The sequence below is a fragment of the Phreatobacter aquaticus genome (assembly GCF_005160265.1).
GTDB classification, from domain to species: domain Bacteria; phylum Pseudomonadota; class Alphaproteobacteria; order Rhizobiales; family Phreatobacteraceae; genus Phreatobacter; species Phreatobacter aquaticus.
This window is the reverse complement of record NZ_CP039865.1, coordinates 2071371-2088795: the sequence shown is the minus strand read 5'-3', so window position 1 is coordinate 2088795 and position 17425 is coordinate 2071371. Positions and strand designations below refer to the sequence as shown.

General features: G+C 66.2%; 15 protein-coding genes. 7 read left to right on the top strand and 8 right to left on the bottom strand.

Annotated elements, in window-relative coordinates; translation table 11 throughout:
• Nucleotides 1-5 precede the first annotated feature (5 nt).
• From E8L99_RS09695 to coxB, 8 genes are all read right to left on the bottom strand, one after another.
• Nucleotides 6-1355: a M16 family metallopeptidase gene (locus E8L99_RS09695; protein ID WP_137099341.1), complete on the bottom strand. Its 1350-nt coding sequence runs from the start codon at nt 1353-1355 to the stop codon at nt 6-8.
• The gene (locus E8L99_RS09690; RefSeq protein WP_168201625.1) at nt 1352-2713 is read right to left on the bottom strand and encodes a M16 family metallopeptidase; all 1362 of its coding nucleotides are present in this window, start codon (nt 2711-2713) and stop codon (nt 1352-1354) included. The genes E8L99_RS09695 and E8L99_RS09690 overlap by 4 nt, the downstream gene beginning before the upstream one ends.
• Nucleotides 2714-2879: 166 nt before the next feature.
• The gene (locus tag E8L99_RS09685) at nt 2880-3749 is read right to left on the bottom strand and encodes a cytochrome c oxidase subunit 3 (RefSeq protein ID WP_137099339.1); all 870 of its coding nucleotides are present in this window, start codon (nt 3747-3749) and stop codon (nt 2880-2882) included.
• Between the two features lie 56 nt (nt 3750-3805).
• A complete protein-coding gene (locus tag E8L99_RS09680; protein WP_137099338.1) occupies nt 3806-4402 on the bottom strand; it encodes a cytochrome c oxidase assembly protein in 597 nt (198 codons plus the stop codon).
• Nucleotides 4403-4410: 8 nt separating this feature from the next.
• On the bottom strand, nt 4411-4575 hold the full coding sequence (locus E8L99_RS09675) for a CoxF protein (protein WP_137099337.1): 165 nt from the start codon (nt 4573-4575) through the stop codon (nt 4411-4413).
• Between the two features lie 11 nt (nt 4576-4586).
• Nucleotides 4587-5516, bottom strand: a complete 930-nt coding sequence (locus E8L99_RS09670) for a heme o synthase (RefSeq protein ID WP_137099336.1) — start codon at nt 5514-5516, stop codon at nt 4587-4589.
• 151 nt (nt 5517-5667) lie between these two features.
• Nucleotides 5668-7290 (bottom strand): cytochrome c oxidase subunit I, encoded by a 1623-nt coding sequence (ctaD, locus tag E8L99_RS09665; protein WP_137099335.1) that lies wholly within the window; start codon nt 7288-7290, stop codon nt 5668-5670.
• A 48-nt stretch (nt 7291-7338) separates the two neighbouring features.
• Complete coding sequence (gene coxB / locus E8L99_RS09660) at nt 7339-8259, bottom strand: cytochrome c oxidase subunit II (protein WP_252511315.1); 921 nt, start codon at nt 8257-8259, stop codon at nt 7339-7341.
• Nucleotides 8260-8744: 485 nt separating this feature from the next.
• Between coxB and E8L99_RS09655 the strand changes: the two genes are divergently transcribed.
• The 7 genes from E8L99_RS09655 (at nt 8745) to E8L99_RS09625 (ending at nt 17416) form a co-directional block, all read left to right on the top strand.
• Nucleotides 8745-9278, top strand: coding sequence for an invasion associated locus B family protein (locus tag E8L99_RS09655; RefSeq protein WP_137099334.1), 534 nt, complete (start codon nt 8745-8747; stop codon nt 9276-9278).
• 84 nt (nt 9279-9362) lie between these two features.
• Nucleotides 9363-10778 carry a metalloprotease TldD gene (gene tldD / locus E8L99_RS09650; protein ID WP_137099333.1) on the top strand — a complete coding sequence of 472 codons (1416 nt, stop codon included), beginning with the start codon at nt 9363-9365 and terminating at the stop codon, nt 10776-10778.
• A gap of 105 nt (nt 10779-10883) precedes the next feature.
• Nucleotides 10884-12713: a monovalent cation:proton antiporter-2 (CPA2) family protein gene (locus tag E8L99_RS09645; protein ID WP_137099332.1), complete on the top strand. Its 1830-nt coding sequence runs from the start codon at nt 10884-10886 to the stop codon at nt 12711-12713.
• On the top strand, nt 12710-14140 hold the full coding sequence (locus tag E8L99_RS09640) for an MATE family efflux transporter (RefSeq protein WP_252511314.1): 1431 nt from the start codon (nt 12710-12712) through the stop codon (nt 14138-14140). Before E8L99_RS09645 ends, E8L99_RS09640 begins: the two co-directional genes overlap by 4 nt.
• A 66-nt stretch (nt 14141-14206) precedes the next feature.
• Complete coding sequence (locus E8L99_RS09635) at nt 14207-15046, top strand: DUF937 domain-containing protein (protein WP_137099331.1); 840 nt, start codon at nt 14207-14209, stop codon at nt 15044-15046.
• Nucleotides 15047-15160: 114 nt separating this feature from the next.
• The gene (locus E8L99_RS09630; RefSeq protein WP_168201624.1) at nt 15161-15781 is read left to right on the top strand and encodes a Spy/CpxP family protein refolding chaperone; all 621 of its coding nucleotides are present in this window, start codon (nt 15161-15163) and stop codon (nt 15779-15781) included.
• Between the two features lie 219 nt (nt 15782-16000).
• The gene (locus E8L99_RS09625; RefSeq protein ID WP_137099329.1) at nt 16001-17416 is read left to right on the top strand and encodes a sigma-54-dependent transcriptional regulator; all 1416 of its coding nucleotides are present in this window, start codon (nt 16001-16003) and stop codon (nt 17414-17416) included.
• The last annotated feature ends 9 nt before the right edge of the window (nt 17417-17425 follow it).

Here is a 17425-nt window from a genome sequence, read left to right as displayed (position 1 = left end):
CTGCCTCAGAGCCCCACGGGCTTGCCGACCGCTGCCACCAGCATGCGCGGGTCGCCGAACAGGCGGCGTGCCACCTTGCGGACCTCATCCATGGTCACGGCATCGATCAGGCCGTTGCGCTTGTCGAGATAGTCGGGCGCGAAGCCATCGAGCTGGATGCGGATGAGGTTTGCGGCGATGGCGTTGGAGGTCTCGAAGCGCATGGCCCAGGCCCCGATCAGGTAGCGCTTGGCCTGGTCCAGTTCCTCATCGGTCGGCCCGTCAGCGCCCATCCGGGCGAATTCGGCCTGGATGACAGAGAGGCTCTCGGCCGCGCGGTCATTGCGGGTCGATGTGCCGCCGGTCACGAGGCCTGCGGAATCGAGAGCGGCGAGCCCGGAGGAGACCGAATAGGCCAGACCGCGCTTCTCGCGGACCTCGCGATAGAGCCTGGACGAGAACGAGCCGCCACCGAGGATATGATTGGCGACGAAGGCCGGGATGAAATCCGGATCGGGCCGTTTCAGACCGGGCAAGCCGAAGGAAATGATGGTCTGCGGGATCTCTAGCGGCATGACCCGCCGCTCGCCGAGGCCCGCCATGGCGATATCGGGCACCATTGTGAGATCCGCCTTCGGTGCCAGCGTGCCGAACACATCGTCGAGCAGACGGCCGAGATCGTCCGGCGCGATGTCGCCAACCACCGCGACCTTGAGGTGCTCGCGGGCGAACAGCCTCGCCCGCATGGCAACCAGATCATCCCGGCTGATCGCGCGCACGCTGTCGGCGGTGCCGCTCGAGCGGCGGCCATAGGGATGGCCCGGGAAGGCAGTGGCCCAGAAGGTTTCGCTGGCAATCGCATTGGGATTGGTTGACGACCGGCGGATCGATGACAGCAGCGCCTGGCGGATGCGCTCCATCGGCTCGGCGTCGAAACGCGGTTGCTGCACGGCGATCTTCAAGAGGCGCACGGCCTCGTCGCGATGCTCGCTGAGCATGCGCATGGACCCGGAAAAGGTGTCGCGGCTGGCCGAGAAGGACAGTTCGATCGCCCGGTCTTCCAGCGCCTGGTGGAATCCCTGCGACGTCAGCTCGGCGGCACCCTCATCCACCATGGCGGCGAGGAAATTGGCCGTGCCGGCCTTGTCGGCCGCATCCTGGGACGACCCGCCACGGACCGCGAAGTCGATGGCGATGATCGGCAGATGCGTCTGTCGGACCAGCCAGGCCTCGATGCCACCCGGCGAGCGGACGACCTCGATCCGCGCCGATCCCGCAGCCCGGGCAGGGCTTGGGGCAAGTTCGGGCAGCGCAATGGCGGCGGACATGGCGAGGCTTCCTGTGAGGAGATGGCGGCGCGGCAGATACGCGGTCATCTGCGATCCTCGCGCAAGAGCTGTCCGACCACCATGCGGTCAAGCTGGAAGGCGATCTGGGTCGCGGCATTGACCTGGTCGAGCGTCACCTTGCGCATGCGGTTCGCCCAGTCCTGGATGTCCTCCACCGTCGATCCACAGGTGAGCGCCGCGCCATACATGCGGGCCATCGAGGCCTGGCTGTCCTGGGAGAAGATCGATTCGGCGACAAGCCGGGTCTTGGCGCGGTCGAGCTCGGCCTGGGTCACGCCATCCCGCCGGAGAACGGCCATCACCTCGATCATGGCGGCTTCCAGCTGCTCGAGCGTCACGCCGGGACGCGGCGTCGCATAGACACCGAAGCGCCCCTGGCCGAGGGCGCCGCCGCTGTAGAATGCGCCGGCGCTGACCGCGATCTGCTGCTCGGTGACGAGAGCCTTGTACATGCGGCCATTGGGATGGGTCCCGGTGATCTGCGACAGCGCTTCCAGGGCCTCGGCCTCGCCCGGACGCGCGGTCGCGTAGGACGGAACGATCAGCGTCTGGGTCATGCTCGGCTGGGCGACCCTTGCGTCGGCCAGGCGGACATAGCGGCGCTCGGCCTTGTCGGGTCCGGGCGGCCGGGTCCGCGGGCCAATCGCGGGATTGGCGGCGTTGCGGCCATAGGTCGCCTCGGCGAGCTTCACCACCTCGTCCGGCGTGACGTCTCCGGCGACCACCAGGATCGCGTTGTTCGGCGCGTAGAACTGCCGGTAGAAGGCGAAGGCATCCTCGCGGTTCAGCTGACGGATTTCGCGCTCCCAGCCGATGATCGGTATGCCGTAAGGGTGCGTCTCGCCCCAGATCGCGGTGCTCATGCGCTCGGAGAGCCGGGCGGTCGGATCATTGTCCGTGCGCGAGCGGCGCTCCTCCAGCACCACTTCGCGCTCGGGAGCGACAACCTCGTCGGTGAGCGCTAGGCCGATCATGCGGTCGGCCTCGAAATCCATCATGGCCGGCAGGCGGTCGCGGACGATGCGCTGGTAGTAGCCGGTATAATCGTATGAGGTGAAGGCGTTCTCGTTGCCGCCGACCGCGGTGACCGCGCGCGAGAACACGTCCTTCGGTGTCCGGTTGGTGCCCTTGAACATCAGGTGCTCAAGGAAATGGGCGATGCCCGACTTGCCGAGCTGCTCGTCGCCGGAGCCAACCTTGTACCAGAGCATGTGGGTGACCACCGGAACCCGGTGGTCCGGGATGGTGATGACCTGAAGACCGTTGGCGAGGACCGAACGCGAGACCTTCTCGACAGGCACGGCGGCGCTGGCGACCGCCGGTGCAAAGACCGGCAATGCAGCGGCGGCAAGTGTGGGGGCAAGCGAGCGGCGGGTGATGGTCATGTGGGGGCACCCAGTGGGAGGCAGGAGGCACTGTGATCGGCGCGCCATGCCGCCGCGGGAGCGTCGTCAGGACTGACCCTGATCTCAGCAGGAAGCGCGGCCAAATCAAGACAAAGGGCGGCCGAAGCCGCCCTTGCCAAGCTCGATATCGATCACTTCGGCGGGATCAGTGGCCGCCGCCGGCGGGCGCTGCCCAACCATAGCCCCAGACATAGATGGCGGCGAACAGGAACAGCCAGACCACGTCGACGAAGTGCCAGTACCAGGCGGCCGCCTCGAAGCCGAAATGGCGCTCCGGTGTCAGGTGGTTGTCCTTGTACATGCGGATCACGCAGATCAGCAGGAAGATCGTGCCGACGATGACGTGGAAGCCATGGAAGCCGGTCGCCATGAAGAAGGTGGCGCCATAGATATGGCCGGAGAAGTTGAAGTGGGCGTGGCTGTACTCGTAGGCCTGAAGCGTGGTGAACAGGAGGCCGAGCAGCACGGTGAACCAGAGATAGCTCTTGGCCTTCTCGCGCTCGCCGGTGACGATGTAATGGTGAGCCGCCGTGACCGTGGTGCCGGAGAGCAGCAGGACGAGCGTGCCGAGGAGCGGCAGCTGGAGCGGGTTGAACGCCTCGATGCCCTTCGGCGGCCAGTGACCGCCGGTCAGTTCGGTGCGGGCATATTGACGAACTTCGCCGGGAAACAGCGAGGCGTCGAAATAGGCCCAGAACCAGGCCACGAAGAACATCACCTCGGAGGCGATGAACATGATCATGCCATAGCGCAGATGCAGCTGGACGACGCGGGTATGATCGCCCTCCTGGCCCTCTCGCACCACGTCCGACCACCAGCCGAACATCGTGTAGAGCACGCCGATGAGGCCGGCGAAGAACAGGACCGAGCCGAGCTGAAGCCCGCCGAGCGCCATCGCCTTCATCCACATGACGGCGCCGACAGCCATCACGAAGGCCGCCATCGAGCCGATGAACGGCCAGGGGCTGGGCGGCACGAGGTGGTAGTCGTGGTGTTTGGTATGGGCCTCGGCCATTGCCGGTCTCTCCATTTGCCTCAAGTCGGCCGGGGTTGCCCCCGACATCCTGTCGCTCAGTTGCTCCGCACCGAACTCGACTGCTGCGCAAGCGGGCGCGGCGGCGAGTTCTGACGGAAGAAGGTATAGCTCAAAGTGATCGTGTTGGCGCTGCGCGCTTCCTGATCGTCGATGATCGCCGGATCGACGAAATAGACAACGGTGAATTCACGCGTTTCGCCGGGCTCGAGCGTCTGCTCGGTGAAGCAGAAGCACTGCAGCTTGTTGAAGTAGCGGCCGGTGGCGAGCGGCGTGACATTGTAGCTTGCGAGCGCCGTGACCGGCTGATTCGACGTGTTGGTGACCTTGTAGGTCATCTGGTGCGTCTCGCCGGCCCGGACAGCCTGGCGAGGGGCCTCGGCCTGGAAGCGCCAGGGAAGGCCGGATGCGATATTGGCATCGAAGCGGATATCGACCTTGTGGTCGATCACCCGGTCGGCCGGCCGCTCGGCGACCATGGTGCGGCCGCCGAAGCCGGTGACCCGGCAGAACATGTCGTAGAGCGGAACCGCAGCAAAGGCCGCACCGAACATCGCCGCGCCGAAGCCAAAGGCGGCAAGCCCGACCTTCACGTCGCGCTTCCAGTTCCTCGGGGTCGGTGTCTCGGTGCTCATCCGGCGCCTCACATGGGCCGCGTGAGCATGGCGGGACCCTTGACCAGGGTCACGGCCCAGAACAGCACGCAAAGTGCGACAAGCGCGATGGCGATCGCCACATTGCGCTGGCGCTGACGCTTCTTTTCCTCTGGCGTGAGGATGATGCCGGGCTCCTGCTGCTGCTCCACCATGGCCCCGCTCCTCACATGAACCGGGCCAGGACGGCCCGCTCGACGAGCAGGACGGCAAACAGCACGAACAGATAGACGATCGAGAAGGCAAACATCCGGCCGGCCGACTTGCGGGCGGCGGGTCCCTCGCGATGGCGCAGGATGTCGATGGCGCAGGCCAGCATCATCAGCCCGCCGAGGATGGAGGCGCCCGCATAGAGGCGGCCAGCAAATCCCATGAGCCAGGGCGCGATGCCGATCGGGGCAAGAATCAGCGTGTAGATGAAGATCTGGCGGCGCGTCTCGTCGGCACCGGCGACGACCGGCATCATCGGAATGCCGGCCCGGGCATAGTCATCGGTCTTCAGGATCGCCAATGCCCAGAAGTGCGGTGGGGTCCAGGCGAAGATGATCAGAAAGAGGATCAGCGGCTCGATGGAGATGGAGCCGGTGACGGCGGCCCAGCCGATGACCGGCGGGAAGGCGCCGGCGGCACCGCCGATGACGATGTTCTGCGGCGTCCAGCGCTTCAGCCACATCGTGTAGACGACGGCATAGAAGAAGATGGTGAAGGCGAGAAGCCCAGCGGCCAGCCAGTTGGCGACGATGCCGAGCACCATGACCGACAGGACAGACAGGATCAGGCCAAAGGCCAGCGCCTCGCCGGGCGCAACCCGGCCAGCCGGGATCGGGCGGCCGACAGTGCGGTGCATCAGGGCGTCGACGTCGGCGTCGTACCACATGTTGAGTGCGCCCGAGGCGCCGGCGCCAACGGCAATGGCGAGCAGGCTCGCTGCGGCCAGAACCGGATGAATCGAGCCCGGCGCCACGACCATGCCAACCAGCGCCGTGAACACCACAAGCGACATCACCCGCGGCTTCAGGAGCTGGATGAAATCGCCCGGTGCGCCCTGGCTGACCAGGGCTGCGCGGTTCTGGGGCGTGTCGTCGACGAGGGACAAGGGCTGGTACTTCTGTTGCCTGGAAACCGGGACGTCGCCCGGACCCGAAACGCTGGAAAGGCCGGAACGAGCCTTGAGGTCTGGCGGAAAGCCCGGAACGTCAGTCCCGGGCCTTCCTTCTTTGCCGATCGAGCCGGTCAGGCTCGATGCATCACTTGATGCGCGGCAGTTCCTCGAACTGGTGGAACGGCGGCGGCGAGGTCAGCGTCCATTCGAGCGTGGTAGCACCTTCGCCCCACGGATTGGCGCCAGCCAGCTGCTTGCGGGAGAAGGCCTGGACGATGCCGTACAGGAAGATCAGGACGCCAACGCCGGCAATGTAGGAGCCGATCGACGAGACGAAGTTCCAGGTGGCAAAGGCGTCGGGATAGTCGACATAGCGGCGCGGCATGCCCTGGACGCCCAGGAAGTGCTGCGGGAAGAACACCAGGTTGACGCCGACGAAGGTGACCCAGAAGTGCAGCTTTCCGATGAACTCGGAATACATGTAGCCGCTCATCTTGGGGAACCAGTAGTACCAGGCCGCGAAGATGGCGAACACGGCGCCAAGCGACAGCACGTAGTGGAAGTGGGCCACGACGTAATAGGTGTCGTGCAGCGCGCGGTCGACGCCGGCATTGGCGAGGACGACGCCGGTGACGCCGCCAACCGTGAACAGGAAGATGAAGCCGACCGCCCAGAGCATCGGCGTGGTCAGGCGGATCGAGCCGCCCCACATCGTCGCGATCCAGGAGAAGATCTTCACACCCGTCGGCACCGCGATCACCATGGTGGCGGCGACGAAATAGGCCTGCGTCGCGGTCGACAGACCGGCGGTGTACATGTGGTGAGCCCACACGACGAAGCCGACGACGCCGATGGCGACCATGGCATAGGCCATGCCGAGATAGCCGAACACGGGCTTGCGCGAGAAGGTCGAGATGATGTGGCTGACGATGCCGAAGGCCGGCAGGATCAGAATGTAGACTTCCGGGTGACCGAAGAACCAGAACAGGTGCTGGAACAGGATCGGGTCACCGCCGCCGGCCGGATCGAAGAAGGTCGTGCCGAAATTGCGGTCGGTCAGCAGCATGGTGATGCCGCCGGCGAGCACCGGCAGGGAGAGCAGCAGCAGGAAGGCCGTGATCAGGATGGCCCAGGCGAACAGCGGCATCTTGTGCAGCGTCATGCCCGGAGCGCGCATGTTGAAGATCGTGGTGATGAAGTTGATCGCACCGAGGATCGACGAGGCGCCGGCAAGGTGGAGCGACAGGATCACGAAATCCATCGCCGGACCCGGATGGCCCGAGGTCGACAGCGGGGGATAGATCGTCCAGCCGCCGCCGAAGCCGTGCGAGCCGGGAGGACCATCGACGAACAGCGAGATGAGCAGCAGACCGAAGGCCGGCGGCAGCAGCCAGAACGAGATGTTGTTCATGCGCGGGAACGCCATGTCCGGCGCACCGATCATGATCGGAACGAACCAGTTGGCATAGCCGCCGATCATCGCCGGCATGACCATGAAGAAGATCATGATGACGCCGTGACCGGTGGTGAACACGTTGAACGTGTGCGGATTGGTGAAGATCTGCATGCCCGGATACATCAGCTCCATGCGGATGCCGATGGACAGGGCGAAGCCGATCAGGCCCGCGATGATCGCGAACCCGAGATACATCGTGCCGATGTCCTTGTGGTTCGTCGAATAGACGTAGCGACGCCAGCCGGTGGGAATGGCGTGATCGTCATGGTGGTCGGCGTGATGTGAGTCGGCGGGCGCGTGAGCCTGAGCCATGTGCTTCAGTCCTCGACAATCAGTCGTTTGCTGTTGCGGGGCGGCGCGTCAGCGCGCCGACGGCAATTCGATGGTGGCGGCGGCAAATGTGGTTGCCGGCGCGGTCGATGCGAAGCGCTTCTTGGCGTCCTCGACCCAGGCGGCGAAGGCCTGGTCGGAGACGACGCGGACAGCGATCGGCATGAAGGCATGGTCCTTGCCGCAGAGCTCGGAGCACTGGCCGTAATAAAGGCCCTCGCGGGTCGCGCGGAACCAGGTCTCGTTGAGACGGCCGGGAACGGCATCGATCTTGACGCCGAAGGACGGCACCGCGAAGGCGTGGATCACGTCGGAGGCGGTGACCTGGACGCGGACAACCTTGCCAACCGGCACGACGACCTCGTTGTCGACCGCGAGCAGCCGCGGCACTTCGCCGGCAGGTGTGCCCTTGGCGATGCGCTCGGCGCGCTCCTGGTCGGTCTGCATGCTCGAGACGAACGAGAAATTGCCGTGATCGGGATATTCGTAGGACCATTTCCAGGTCGAGCCGATCGCCTTGATGGTGATGTCGGCACGCGGAATGTTCAGCTGCTGGTAGAGCAGGCGGAACGAGGGAATGGCGATGATGATCAGGATGAAGACCGGCAGCACCGTCCAGGCGACCTCAAGGCCGACATGGTGGGTGGTGGTCGAGGGCTCCGGGTTGCGCTTCTCGCTGAAGGCCCAGAGCGCGTAGCAGAGCAGGCCGGCGACAAAGATGCAGATCACGGTGATGATCGGCAACAGGAACCCGTTGTGGAACCACTGCAGGAATTCCGCCACGGCGGTTGCCGGCGGCTGGAAGCTGATACCGCCAGGCACCGGCTGACCGGGTGCCTGGCCCTGCTGGGCCAAGGCCGGCTCGAACGCCGCCAGCACCGCAAGCGCACCAAGGAGCATCGCTGCCCCGATCCGCCTTGCCGACGCGCCGTTTCGCATCGCCTCAAGCATGTCTACCGCTCCATATTCTCGACCCGGAAGCACGAAAAGCCACGGGCCCTGTCTCTTGTCATGCCGGCGCCGTAGCGGAGCCGCCTGCCGCTGACGCGGCATTTCGTCCCTCGATCCGTTCCACGGAGGCTCGTCGCGCAAGACGCGAGCAGCCAAGCCGGCGGGGGAACTTTAGAAGTCCTTGAAACACAAAAACGCCATGCTCGCAATGCGACCGATTGAGGATGCAGCCATCGGCATGAATGCGCCATCCCGGCGGGCCACATTGCGCCTTCGGGAAGGGTTACGGGCAGGCGAATTCGGTGGATCACGCAATTATTTCCGCTTTGGCCATGATCGCGCCCCAGATTGGGCTGCCAAACTTGACAGGGGTGCGACAGGATGGTCCCTCGCACCGGTCTCGCCTCCGGCTAGCCTCATGGCTTCAGCGATTCGTCAGGCGGGGCCGGCACGTGCGGCCGATATGCGTTACGGGAATTCCAGCAATGGCGAAACGGTCTCATCGGATCATGCGAACCCTCGGTCTCCCGGCAGCTCTCCTGCTCTCCGCACTGGCAACAGCCCTTGCCGGCGGAACAGCCGCCCACGCCCAGGGCGCCGTCCGGGCCACCCATGGCGACTGGCAGATCCGCTGCGACACGCCACCCGGCGCACGCACCGAGCAATGCGCCCTGGTGCAGAATGTCGCCGCCGAGGACAGGCCGAATGTCGCGCTGACCATCATCGCGCTCAGAACGGCTGACGGCCGCGCCCGTCTCCTGCGCATCCTCGCCCCTCTCGGGGTCCTGCTGCCGTCTGGCCTTGGCCTGAAGATCGATCAGGCCGATGTCGGCCGTGCCGGCTTCGTGCGCTGCCTGCCGTCGGGCTGCGTCGCGGAAGTCATCATGGACGACAACCTGGTCACCCAGCTGTCGGCAGGCGAGACGGCGACCTTCATCATCTTCCAGACGCCCGAGGAGGGCATCGGCGTGCCGGTGTCGCTCAAGGGCTTCAAGGAAGGCTTTGCCGCGCTTCAGTAAGGCCAATCGAGAGCCGGGTCTCGCGCCGGCGGGCCGGCATGGCTACATGAAGGGCCAGAGCCCCGCCCACGTCCGGACATCGCCATGACCGAAACCTCGCTTCTCGCCCGCGCCGACCTCGATCCCGATGTCACCCGGAGAATCGTCGCGGAGGCGCTTGAAGGCGCCGATGACGGCGAATTGTTCCTTGAATACAAGCAGTCGGAATCGCTGCTGTTCGACAATGGCCGGCTGAAGAACGCGGCGACCGACAATGGCCAGGGCTTCGGGCTGCGCTCGGTCAAAGGCGAGGCGGTCGGCTATGCCCATTCGTCCAATGTGTCGGAGGGCGCGCTGAAGCGTGCCGCCGAGACGGTGCGCGCTGTCGCCTCGGGCTATGCCGGTACACTCGCCGAGGCCCCTGCCCGCACCAATATCCGCCTCTATGGAGATGATAACCCGCTGGAAGGCCCGCCCTTCGCGGACAAGGTGAAGCTCCTGGAAGAGATCGACGCCTATGCCCGGTCGAAGGAGGCCAAGGTCCGCCAGGTGACGGCGTCTCTCGCCGCATCCTGGCAGGTGGTGGAGATCATCCGCGCTGACGGGCAGACCTATCGCGACATTCGCCCCCTCGTCCGGCTGAATGTTTCGGTGGTCGCTGGTGCCGGCGACCGGCAGGAAACCGGCTCCTATGGCCTTGGTGGCCGCGCGGCCTATGCCGAATTCATCACCGAGGGCCGCTGGAAGCAGGCGGCAGACCTCGCGATCCGCCAGGCGCTGATCAATCTCGACAGCGTCGCCTCGCCCGCCGGCGAGATGGATGTGGTCCTTGGCCCCGGTTGGCCCGGCGTCATGCTGCACGAGGCGGTGGGCCACGGGCTTGAGGGCGATTTCAATCGCAAGGGCCAGTCAGCCTTTGCCGGGCTGATGGGCGAGATGGTCGCCTCCAAGGGCGTGACCGTGGTGGACGACGGCACGATCGTTGGCCGCCGGGGCTCGATCTCGATCGACGACGAAGGCACGGCGTCCAACCGCACGGTGCTGATCGATGACGGACGGCTGGTCGGCTATATGCAGGACCGCCAGAACGCCCGGCTCATGGGCGTCAAGGCCACGGGCAATGGCCGGCGCGAGAGCTATGCCCATGTGCCCATGCCGCGCATGACGAATACCTACATGCTGGGCGGCAGCCACTCGAAGGAGGAGATCCTCGCCTCCGTGAAGAACGGCCTCTATGCCGTCAATTTCGGCGGCGGCCAGGTCGACATCACGTCGGGCAAATACGTGTTCGAGTGTACGGAAGCCTACAGGATCGAGAACGGAAAGATCGGCGCGCCGGTCAAGGGCGCCATGCTGATCGGGTCGGGTCCCGCCGACATGCAGCGCGTGACCATGATCGGCAATGACATGAGCCTCGATACCGGCATCGGCATGTGCGGCAAGGCGGGCCAATGGGTGCCGGTCGGTGTCGGCCAGCCGACGCTGAAGATGGAGCGGATCACCGTCGGCGGCACGGGCTGAGCCACAGGCCGGCGGCTGGCTGTCGCACCTTCGTGAAATCCCTCGGGTATCGGAGCGGAGGGAGGCACCCTAATTAGGGTTCTTTCCCCCGAACGCTCCGGACCCATGGCTGAACATTCCGCCGCAGCTTTTCTGACCCCCACTCTTGTTCTGCTCGGTGCGGCGGTCGTCGCCGTGCCGCTGTTCCGGCGCATCAATCTCGGCTCGGTTGTCGGCTATCTGGTCGCCGGCATCCTGATCGGCCCGCAGATCTTTGGCCTGTTCCGCGATCCCGCAGCGATCCTCACCATCGCCGAACTGGGCATCGTGATGTTCCTGTTCATCATCGGACTGGAACTGAAGCCGTCGCGCGTCTGGTCGATGCGCAAGGACATATTCGGGCTCGGCGGCGCGCAGGTCGTGCTCACCGGCCTGGTCGTGATGTGGGTGCCGTTTGCCTTCGGCCGGGACCTGTCGGCCTCGCTGATTGCCGGCCTTGGCCTCGCGATCTCCTCGACCGCCGTGATGATGCAGGTGCTGGAAGAGCGCGGCGAAGTGCATTCTCCCCATGGCGAACGCGCCTTCGCGGTGGCGATCTTCCAGGATCTCGCCGTCATCCCGCTGCTTCTGCTGGTGACGCTCCTGTCGCCCTTGCCGGCGCAGGCGGGCGAGGCCTGGTGGCTCGCCGCGGCCAAGGCAATCGGCGCAGTCGGCGCCGTGGTTCTGGCGGGTCTCTATCTGCTCAATCCGCTGTTCCGGTTCCTGGCGACCTGGGGTGCCCGCGAGATCATGGTGGCGGCGGCGCTTCTCGTGGTGGTCGGGGCCGCCGCGCTGATGGACTATGCGGGCTTGTCCATGGCGATGGGCGCGTTCCTGGCCGGCGTGTTCCTCGCCGAATCGAACTTCCGCCATCAGCTCGAGGCCGATATCGAGCCGTTCCGCGGCATCCTGATGGGCCTGTTCTTCATGTCGGTCGGCATGACCATTGACCTGTCGGTGGTGGCCGCCGCCTGGTGGCGCATCGCGATCGCGCTGGTGCTGCTGCTCTCACTCAAGACCGTCGTCATGTACGGGATCATGCGCCTGTTCGGCCACGACCACCCGCAGGCGGTGCGCGTGGGGCTCCTGCTGGCCCAATCGGGCGAGTTCGGCTTCGTGCTTTATGCCGCGGCCCAGTCGGCCGGCATTCTGACAGGCCAGCATTCCTCGATCCTGGTGGCGCTGGTCGTCCTGTCGATGGCGATCAATCCGTTCCTCTACAAGCTCGGGGAATGGATGCTGGAGCGCGGCAAGGCCAAGGCCGACGAGCCTGACGAGGATTACAGCGATGTGCGCGGCGAGGTGCTGGTGATCGGCTTCGGCCGGTTCGGCCAGGTCACGTCGCAGATGCTGCTGGCCGAGCGCGCCGAAGTGACCATCATCGACAATGACGTGGAGATGATCCAGGCCGCCGCGACCTTCGGCTTTCGCATCTATTACGGCGACGGCACCAGGCTCGACGTGCTGCGCGCAGCCGGCGCCGGCAGGGCCCGGCTCATCTGCGTCTGCGTCGACAAGCGCGAGGCGGCCGACAAGATCGTCGAGCTGATCAAGTCGGAATTCCCATTCGCCAAGCTCTATGTCCGATCCTATGACCGGGCTCACACCATCGCGCTGCGCAAGGCCGGCGTCGATTTCGAGACGCGCGAATTGTTCGAGAGCGCGCTCGTGTTCGGACGGGAGGCGCTGGTCGAACTCGGGATCGATCAGACCCGCGCCGAGGATGTGATGGTCGACCTGCGCAAGCGCGACGCCAAGCGTCTCATCCTGCAGCAGCAGGAAGGGCCCGCCGCCGGAAGCCATCTCATGCACCCGCAATTCATGCCGGCGCCGCTGACCGAGCCGGTCCGGCGCGCCACGCCCCTCAATGCCGAAGCGGAGGACGTCCTGTCCGACGAGACGAGGTTTTCCGGATGAGCACCCCGCCGCCGGCCAAGTTCACGCAGGGCTCGACGATGCGCCACGTCGTCGAGATGACGGTCACGGGCTCGATCGGGCTGGTGTCGATCTTCTTCGTCGACCTCCTCAATCTCTTCTACATCGCCCAGCTCGGCGAACAGGAACTGGCCGCGGCCATCGGCTATGCCGGGACGGTTCTGTTCTTCCTGACGTCCTTCGGCATCGGCCTGTCGATTGCCGGTACGGCCCTGGTCTCCCGGGCACTGGGCGCCGGCGACCGCCACCGTGCCCGCCAGCTCGCGACGTCGAGCCTGGTGCTTGTCGCCATCGCCATGACCGCCATCAGCCTCGGCATGCTGCCTGTCTCGGGCTGGCTTCTGACGACACTCGGCGCGGCCGGCCGCACCCACGCCATTGCCGACCGCTTCCTCTGGATGGTGATGCCGGCCACCGTGTTTCTCGGCCTCGGCATGATGTATTCGAGCATTCTGAGAGCCGCGGGCGATGCCAAGCGCGCCATGTGGGTGACGCTTGCCGGCGGGATCGTCACCGCCATTGCCGATCCGATCCTGATCTTCGGCTTCGGGCTCGGCGTCGATGGCGCGGCCATTGCCTCGGTGATCTCCAGGCTCGCCATGTTGGCGCTCGGCTGGCACTCGGTCGTGCGCGTTCACAAGCTGACCAGCCGGGCGACCCCGGCCCATGTCATTTCCGACCTCAAGCCCCTTGCCAGGATCGCCGTGCCGGCCATCCTGACGAACCTCGCCACACCGCTTGGCAATTCGATCGTCACCGCCATGATCGCCCGCTACGGCGACGGCGCTGTCGCCGGCTGGGCCGTGCTCGGCCGGCTGGTGCCGGTGGCGTTCGGTGCCTTCTTCGCCCTGTCGGGCTCGGTCGGCCCGATCATGGGCCAGAATGTCGGCGCCAGGCTGTTTCCCCGCGTGCGCCAGACGCTGACCGATTCCCTGACATTCATCGCCCTCTACGGTCTGGCGGTGTGGCTGATCCTGTTCGCGCTGTCGGGGCCGATCGTCCACCTGTTCGGCGCGACCGGCGAGGCTGCAGCGGTGATCCGGTTCTTCTGTGTCTATGCGGCACTCGCCTGGGCGTTCAACGGCGCGGTCTTCGTGGCCAATGCCGCCTTCAACAATCTCGGCTTCGCGACCTATTCCACCGTGTTCAACTGGGCGCGCGCCACCATTGGCACCGTTCCCTTCGCCATGGCCGGCGCCTGGATCGCAGGGCCCGCCCACGGGGCCGAGGGCATCATCGCGGGACAGGCGGTCGGTGGCATCGTGTTTGGCATCGCGTCCATCCTCATCTGCTACCGGGTGATCGACAGGCTGGGCCAGAGGCCTCCGGACGAACCGCCCATGCCGGCCGGGCCACCCAGCGCCAACTCGCCGTTCACCAGTGGCAAGGCTGCGACCGCCGGCGCGTGACGGATCGGGCGGGGCATGGTTAGATGGTGCCAATGACAGACCAATAGCCGCAGGGGAGCACCGCCCATGTTCAATCTCGCCGACATCCTGGCTCAGGTGCAGAAGAACCCCGGCCTTGAGGGAATGGCCAAGGTCTACGGCCTGTCCGCGGAGCAGACCAAAGCGACAATGGACGCGCTGCTGCCCGCCTTCTCCATGGGCATGAACCGCGCGGTGCAATCACCGCTCGACGTCGCCGGTCTGTTCGGTACCTTCGCCAAGGCGCCCGATTTCGCCAAGATGATGGAAAATCCGATGGCCGCGGGTCCCGCCATGATGCAGGCGGGCCAGGAGGTCATGGCCAAGGTGTTCGGCTCCAACGACCTGACCCAGGCGATCGCCCAGCAGGCGGCTTCGATGAGTGGCGTCGGGCAGGAGGCGACCAAGCAGATGATGCCGGTCATGGCATCGCTCCTGATGAGCGGCCTGATGAAGCAGGCGATGGACGGCAAGAACCCGCTCGGGCAATTGCTGGCGGCCGCCATGTCGCCGTTCACCGGGGCCCAGAGCCAGCAGCCGGCCGACCCGCTCGGCGGCATGATGGGCATGTTCTCCAGCTTCATGGGCGGTGTCCCCGGCGCCGCCAAGCCAGCCGGCGGCATACCCGGCCTCGAGCAGATGGCGGAATTCGCCAAGGCCATGCAGGCCGCCAACCCCTTGCTGAACGGCGACCTGACGCGTCCGCCGACCGGCGAGGCCACGGGCACCCGCTCGCTCGGCCAGCAGGCCGCCGATACCTGGACCGCCACAGTCGGCCAGTTGTTCGAACATGGCCGCGGCCTGCAGGACCAGCAGCTGGCGCAACTGGAACAGCTGTTCGACAAGTTTGCGCCGAAACCCGCCGACGAGCCGAAGCCCCAGGCCTGACCGCATCCTTCGCAGCATGCCGCCACATGGACGAAGTTTAACTGGGGTGGCGGACTGCACGGGCGTAACCTGACCTCATCGCCGCCCTGGGCGGCACCAATGGAGGTCATGTCCATGAAGAAGAGCATTATCGGTGCGGCGGTCATCGCCAGCCTGCTCGTCGGCGCAGTCGCCATCGCACAGCCCGGTCCGCAGGGCCAGGGTGGCCCCGGCGGCGGACCCGGCGGTCGTTTCGAGCGTCTGTCACCGGAAGATCGCGCCGCGTTCCTCGACGGCCGGATGGCCGCGATGAAGGCCATGCTGCGGCTGACGCCCGACCAGGAAAAGCACTGGCCGGCGCTTGAGGCAGCCCTGCGCGAAGCCGCCAACCAGCGCTTCCAGCGCATGCAGCAGCGGCGCGAGATGCGCAATGCCCAGCAGCAGGTCGATCCGGTGCAGCGCCTCCGGACCGCCGCCGAGCGGATGGCCGAAGGCGCCGCCACCATGAAGAAGATCGCCGACGCGGCCCAGCCACTCTATGCGAGCCTCGACGCCAGCCAGAAAGCCCGTGTCGACCGCATGATGTCGCGCGGCCGAGGCATGATGATGGGTGGCATGGGCGGCATGCGCGGCGAAGGCCGCGACTGGGGTCACGGTCACGAGGGCGGCGGCCATTGGGGTCGCGGCTGGGGCGGTGGCCAGGGTCCGGATGGACAGGGCAACCGCGGTCCGGGCCAGGGTCCGAACCGCCTCTGAGCGATTAAGCCGGTAGCAACGGCGGGACAAAGCCCCCCTCGGCCCGCCGCATCAACGGGTCCGCGCTCACCGCGCGGGCCCGTTTTGCCGTTTGGCTCCCTGCAACCTTTGGCCGGGACCTCGGCCGAATGAAACCTCCCGTTTACCCTGTTCCCTCACAGTCGCGCCGTACATTGAGTTACGGTCCGCGTGAGGGGTCGCCCGGCCATGAAGCCTGCCATGGGTTCGCAAGAGCCCGCACATGATCGTTTGCGTCATTTCCTGATCGTCGATGCCGACCCGGCCGCGCGGCGCTTGATGGCAAGCTCTCTCGTTGGCCTTGGCGCTTGCCAACAGGCTGGCGACACGGATCAGGCGCTGGCAGCCCTCGACAGGCACTGGCCCGATGCCGTGATCGCCTGCCTCGACACCGGACGGCTGGCCTCGCCTGCCATCATCGAGGCGATCCGCCTTGCCGGCTTTGAGGGACCGATCCTCGCCACCAGCGCCATTGGCTCGATGACAAGCGCCGTGGAGGCCATGCGCGCCGGCGCGACCGACATGCTGATCAAGCCGGTGGCCGCCACCGACCTCATCCGCCGCCTGGAAACCCATCTGGCCGACCAGCCCGCCGCACAGCCTGTTCCCCGCCGCACCGAAGCCGCGTCCGACCGCGACTTCGAGAGATTCATCGGCTCCTCACCGGCCATGGCCGAGGTCTATGATCAGATTCGCCGCATCGCGCCGTCGCGCGCGCCGGTCTTCGTCACCGGCGAGAGCGGTACCGGCAAGGAAGTGACCGCGCAGGCGCTGCATGATCGCTCGGGCCGGGAGGCAAGCCGGTTCGTCGCGCTGAATTGCGGCGCGATCCCCAAGGACCTGATCGAGAGCGAGATCTTCGGCCATGTGAAGGGCGCCTTCACCGGCGCGACCGAGGACCGGACCGGCGCCGCCGAGCTCGCCGATGGCGGCACGCTGTTCCTCGACGAGATTTGCGAGATGGATCTGGCGTTGCAGACCAAGCTGCTGCGCTTCATCCAGACCGGCGAGGTCAGGCGCGTCGGCGACACGCGTATCCGTCAGGTCGACGTCCGCTTCGTCTGCGCGACCAACCGCGATCCGCTGGCCGATGTGGCGGCCGGACGGTTCCGCGAGGACCTCTATTACCGGCTCTGCGTGCTGCCGATTCACCTGCCGCCGCTCCGCGAGCGCGGCGAGGACGTGCTGGCGCTGGCCCGCGCCTTCCTCGCGCGCTTCGCCGAGGAAGAGGGCCGGCATTTCCATGGCTTCGACATCGCGGCGGAGAAGATCATCCAGGCCTTCCCCTGGCCCGGCAATGTCCGCCAGCTGCAGAATGTCATGCGCCGCCTGGTCGTGATGCATGACGGCGACTGGGTGACCGCGCCCATGCTGCCGCTGGCGCTGGCCCACGGGTCCTATGAGAGCGCGACTGAACGGGCAGCGGTGCAGCCCATCGCGCTGACGCGCGGAACGGTGGAACCCTATTGGGTGCAGGAACGGCGCATCATCGAGGAGGCGCTCGCAGCCTTCGACGGCAATCTGTCGCGCGCCGCAGCGGCGCTGGAGATCAGCCCGTCGACCATCTATCGCAAGCGCGAAGCCTGGGCGAAGGATCCGATGCTCAAGGCTGGCTGACGCGAGCTG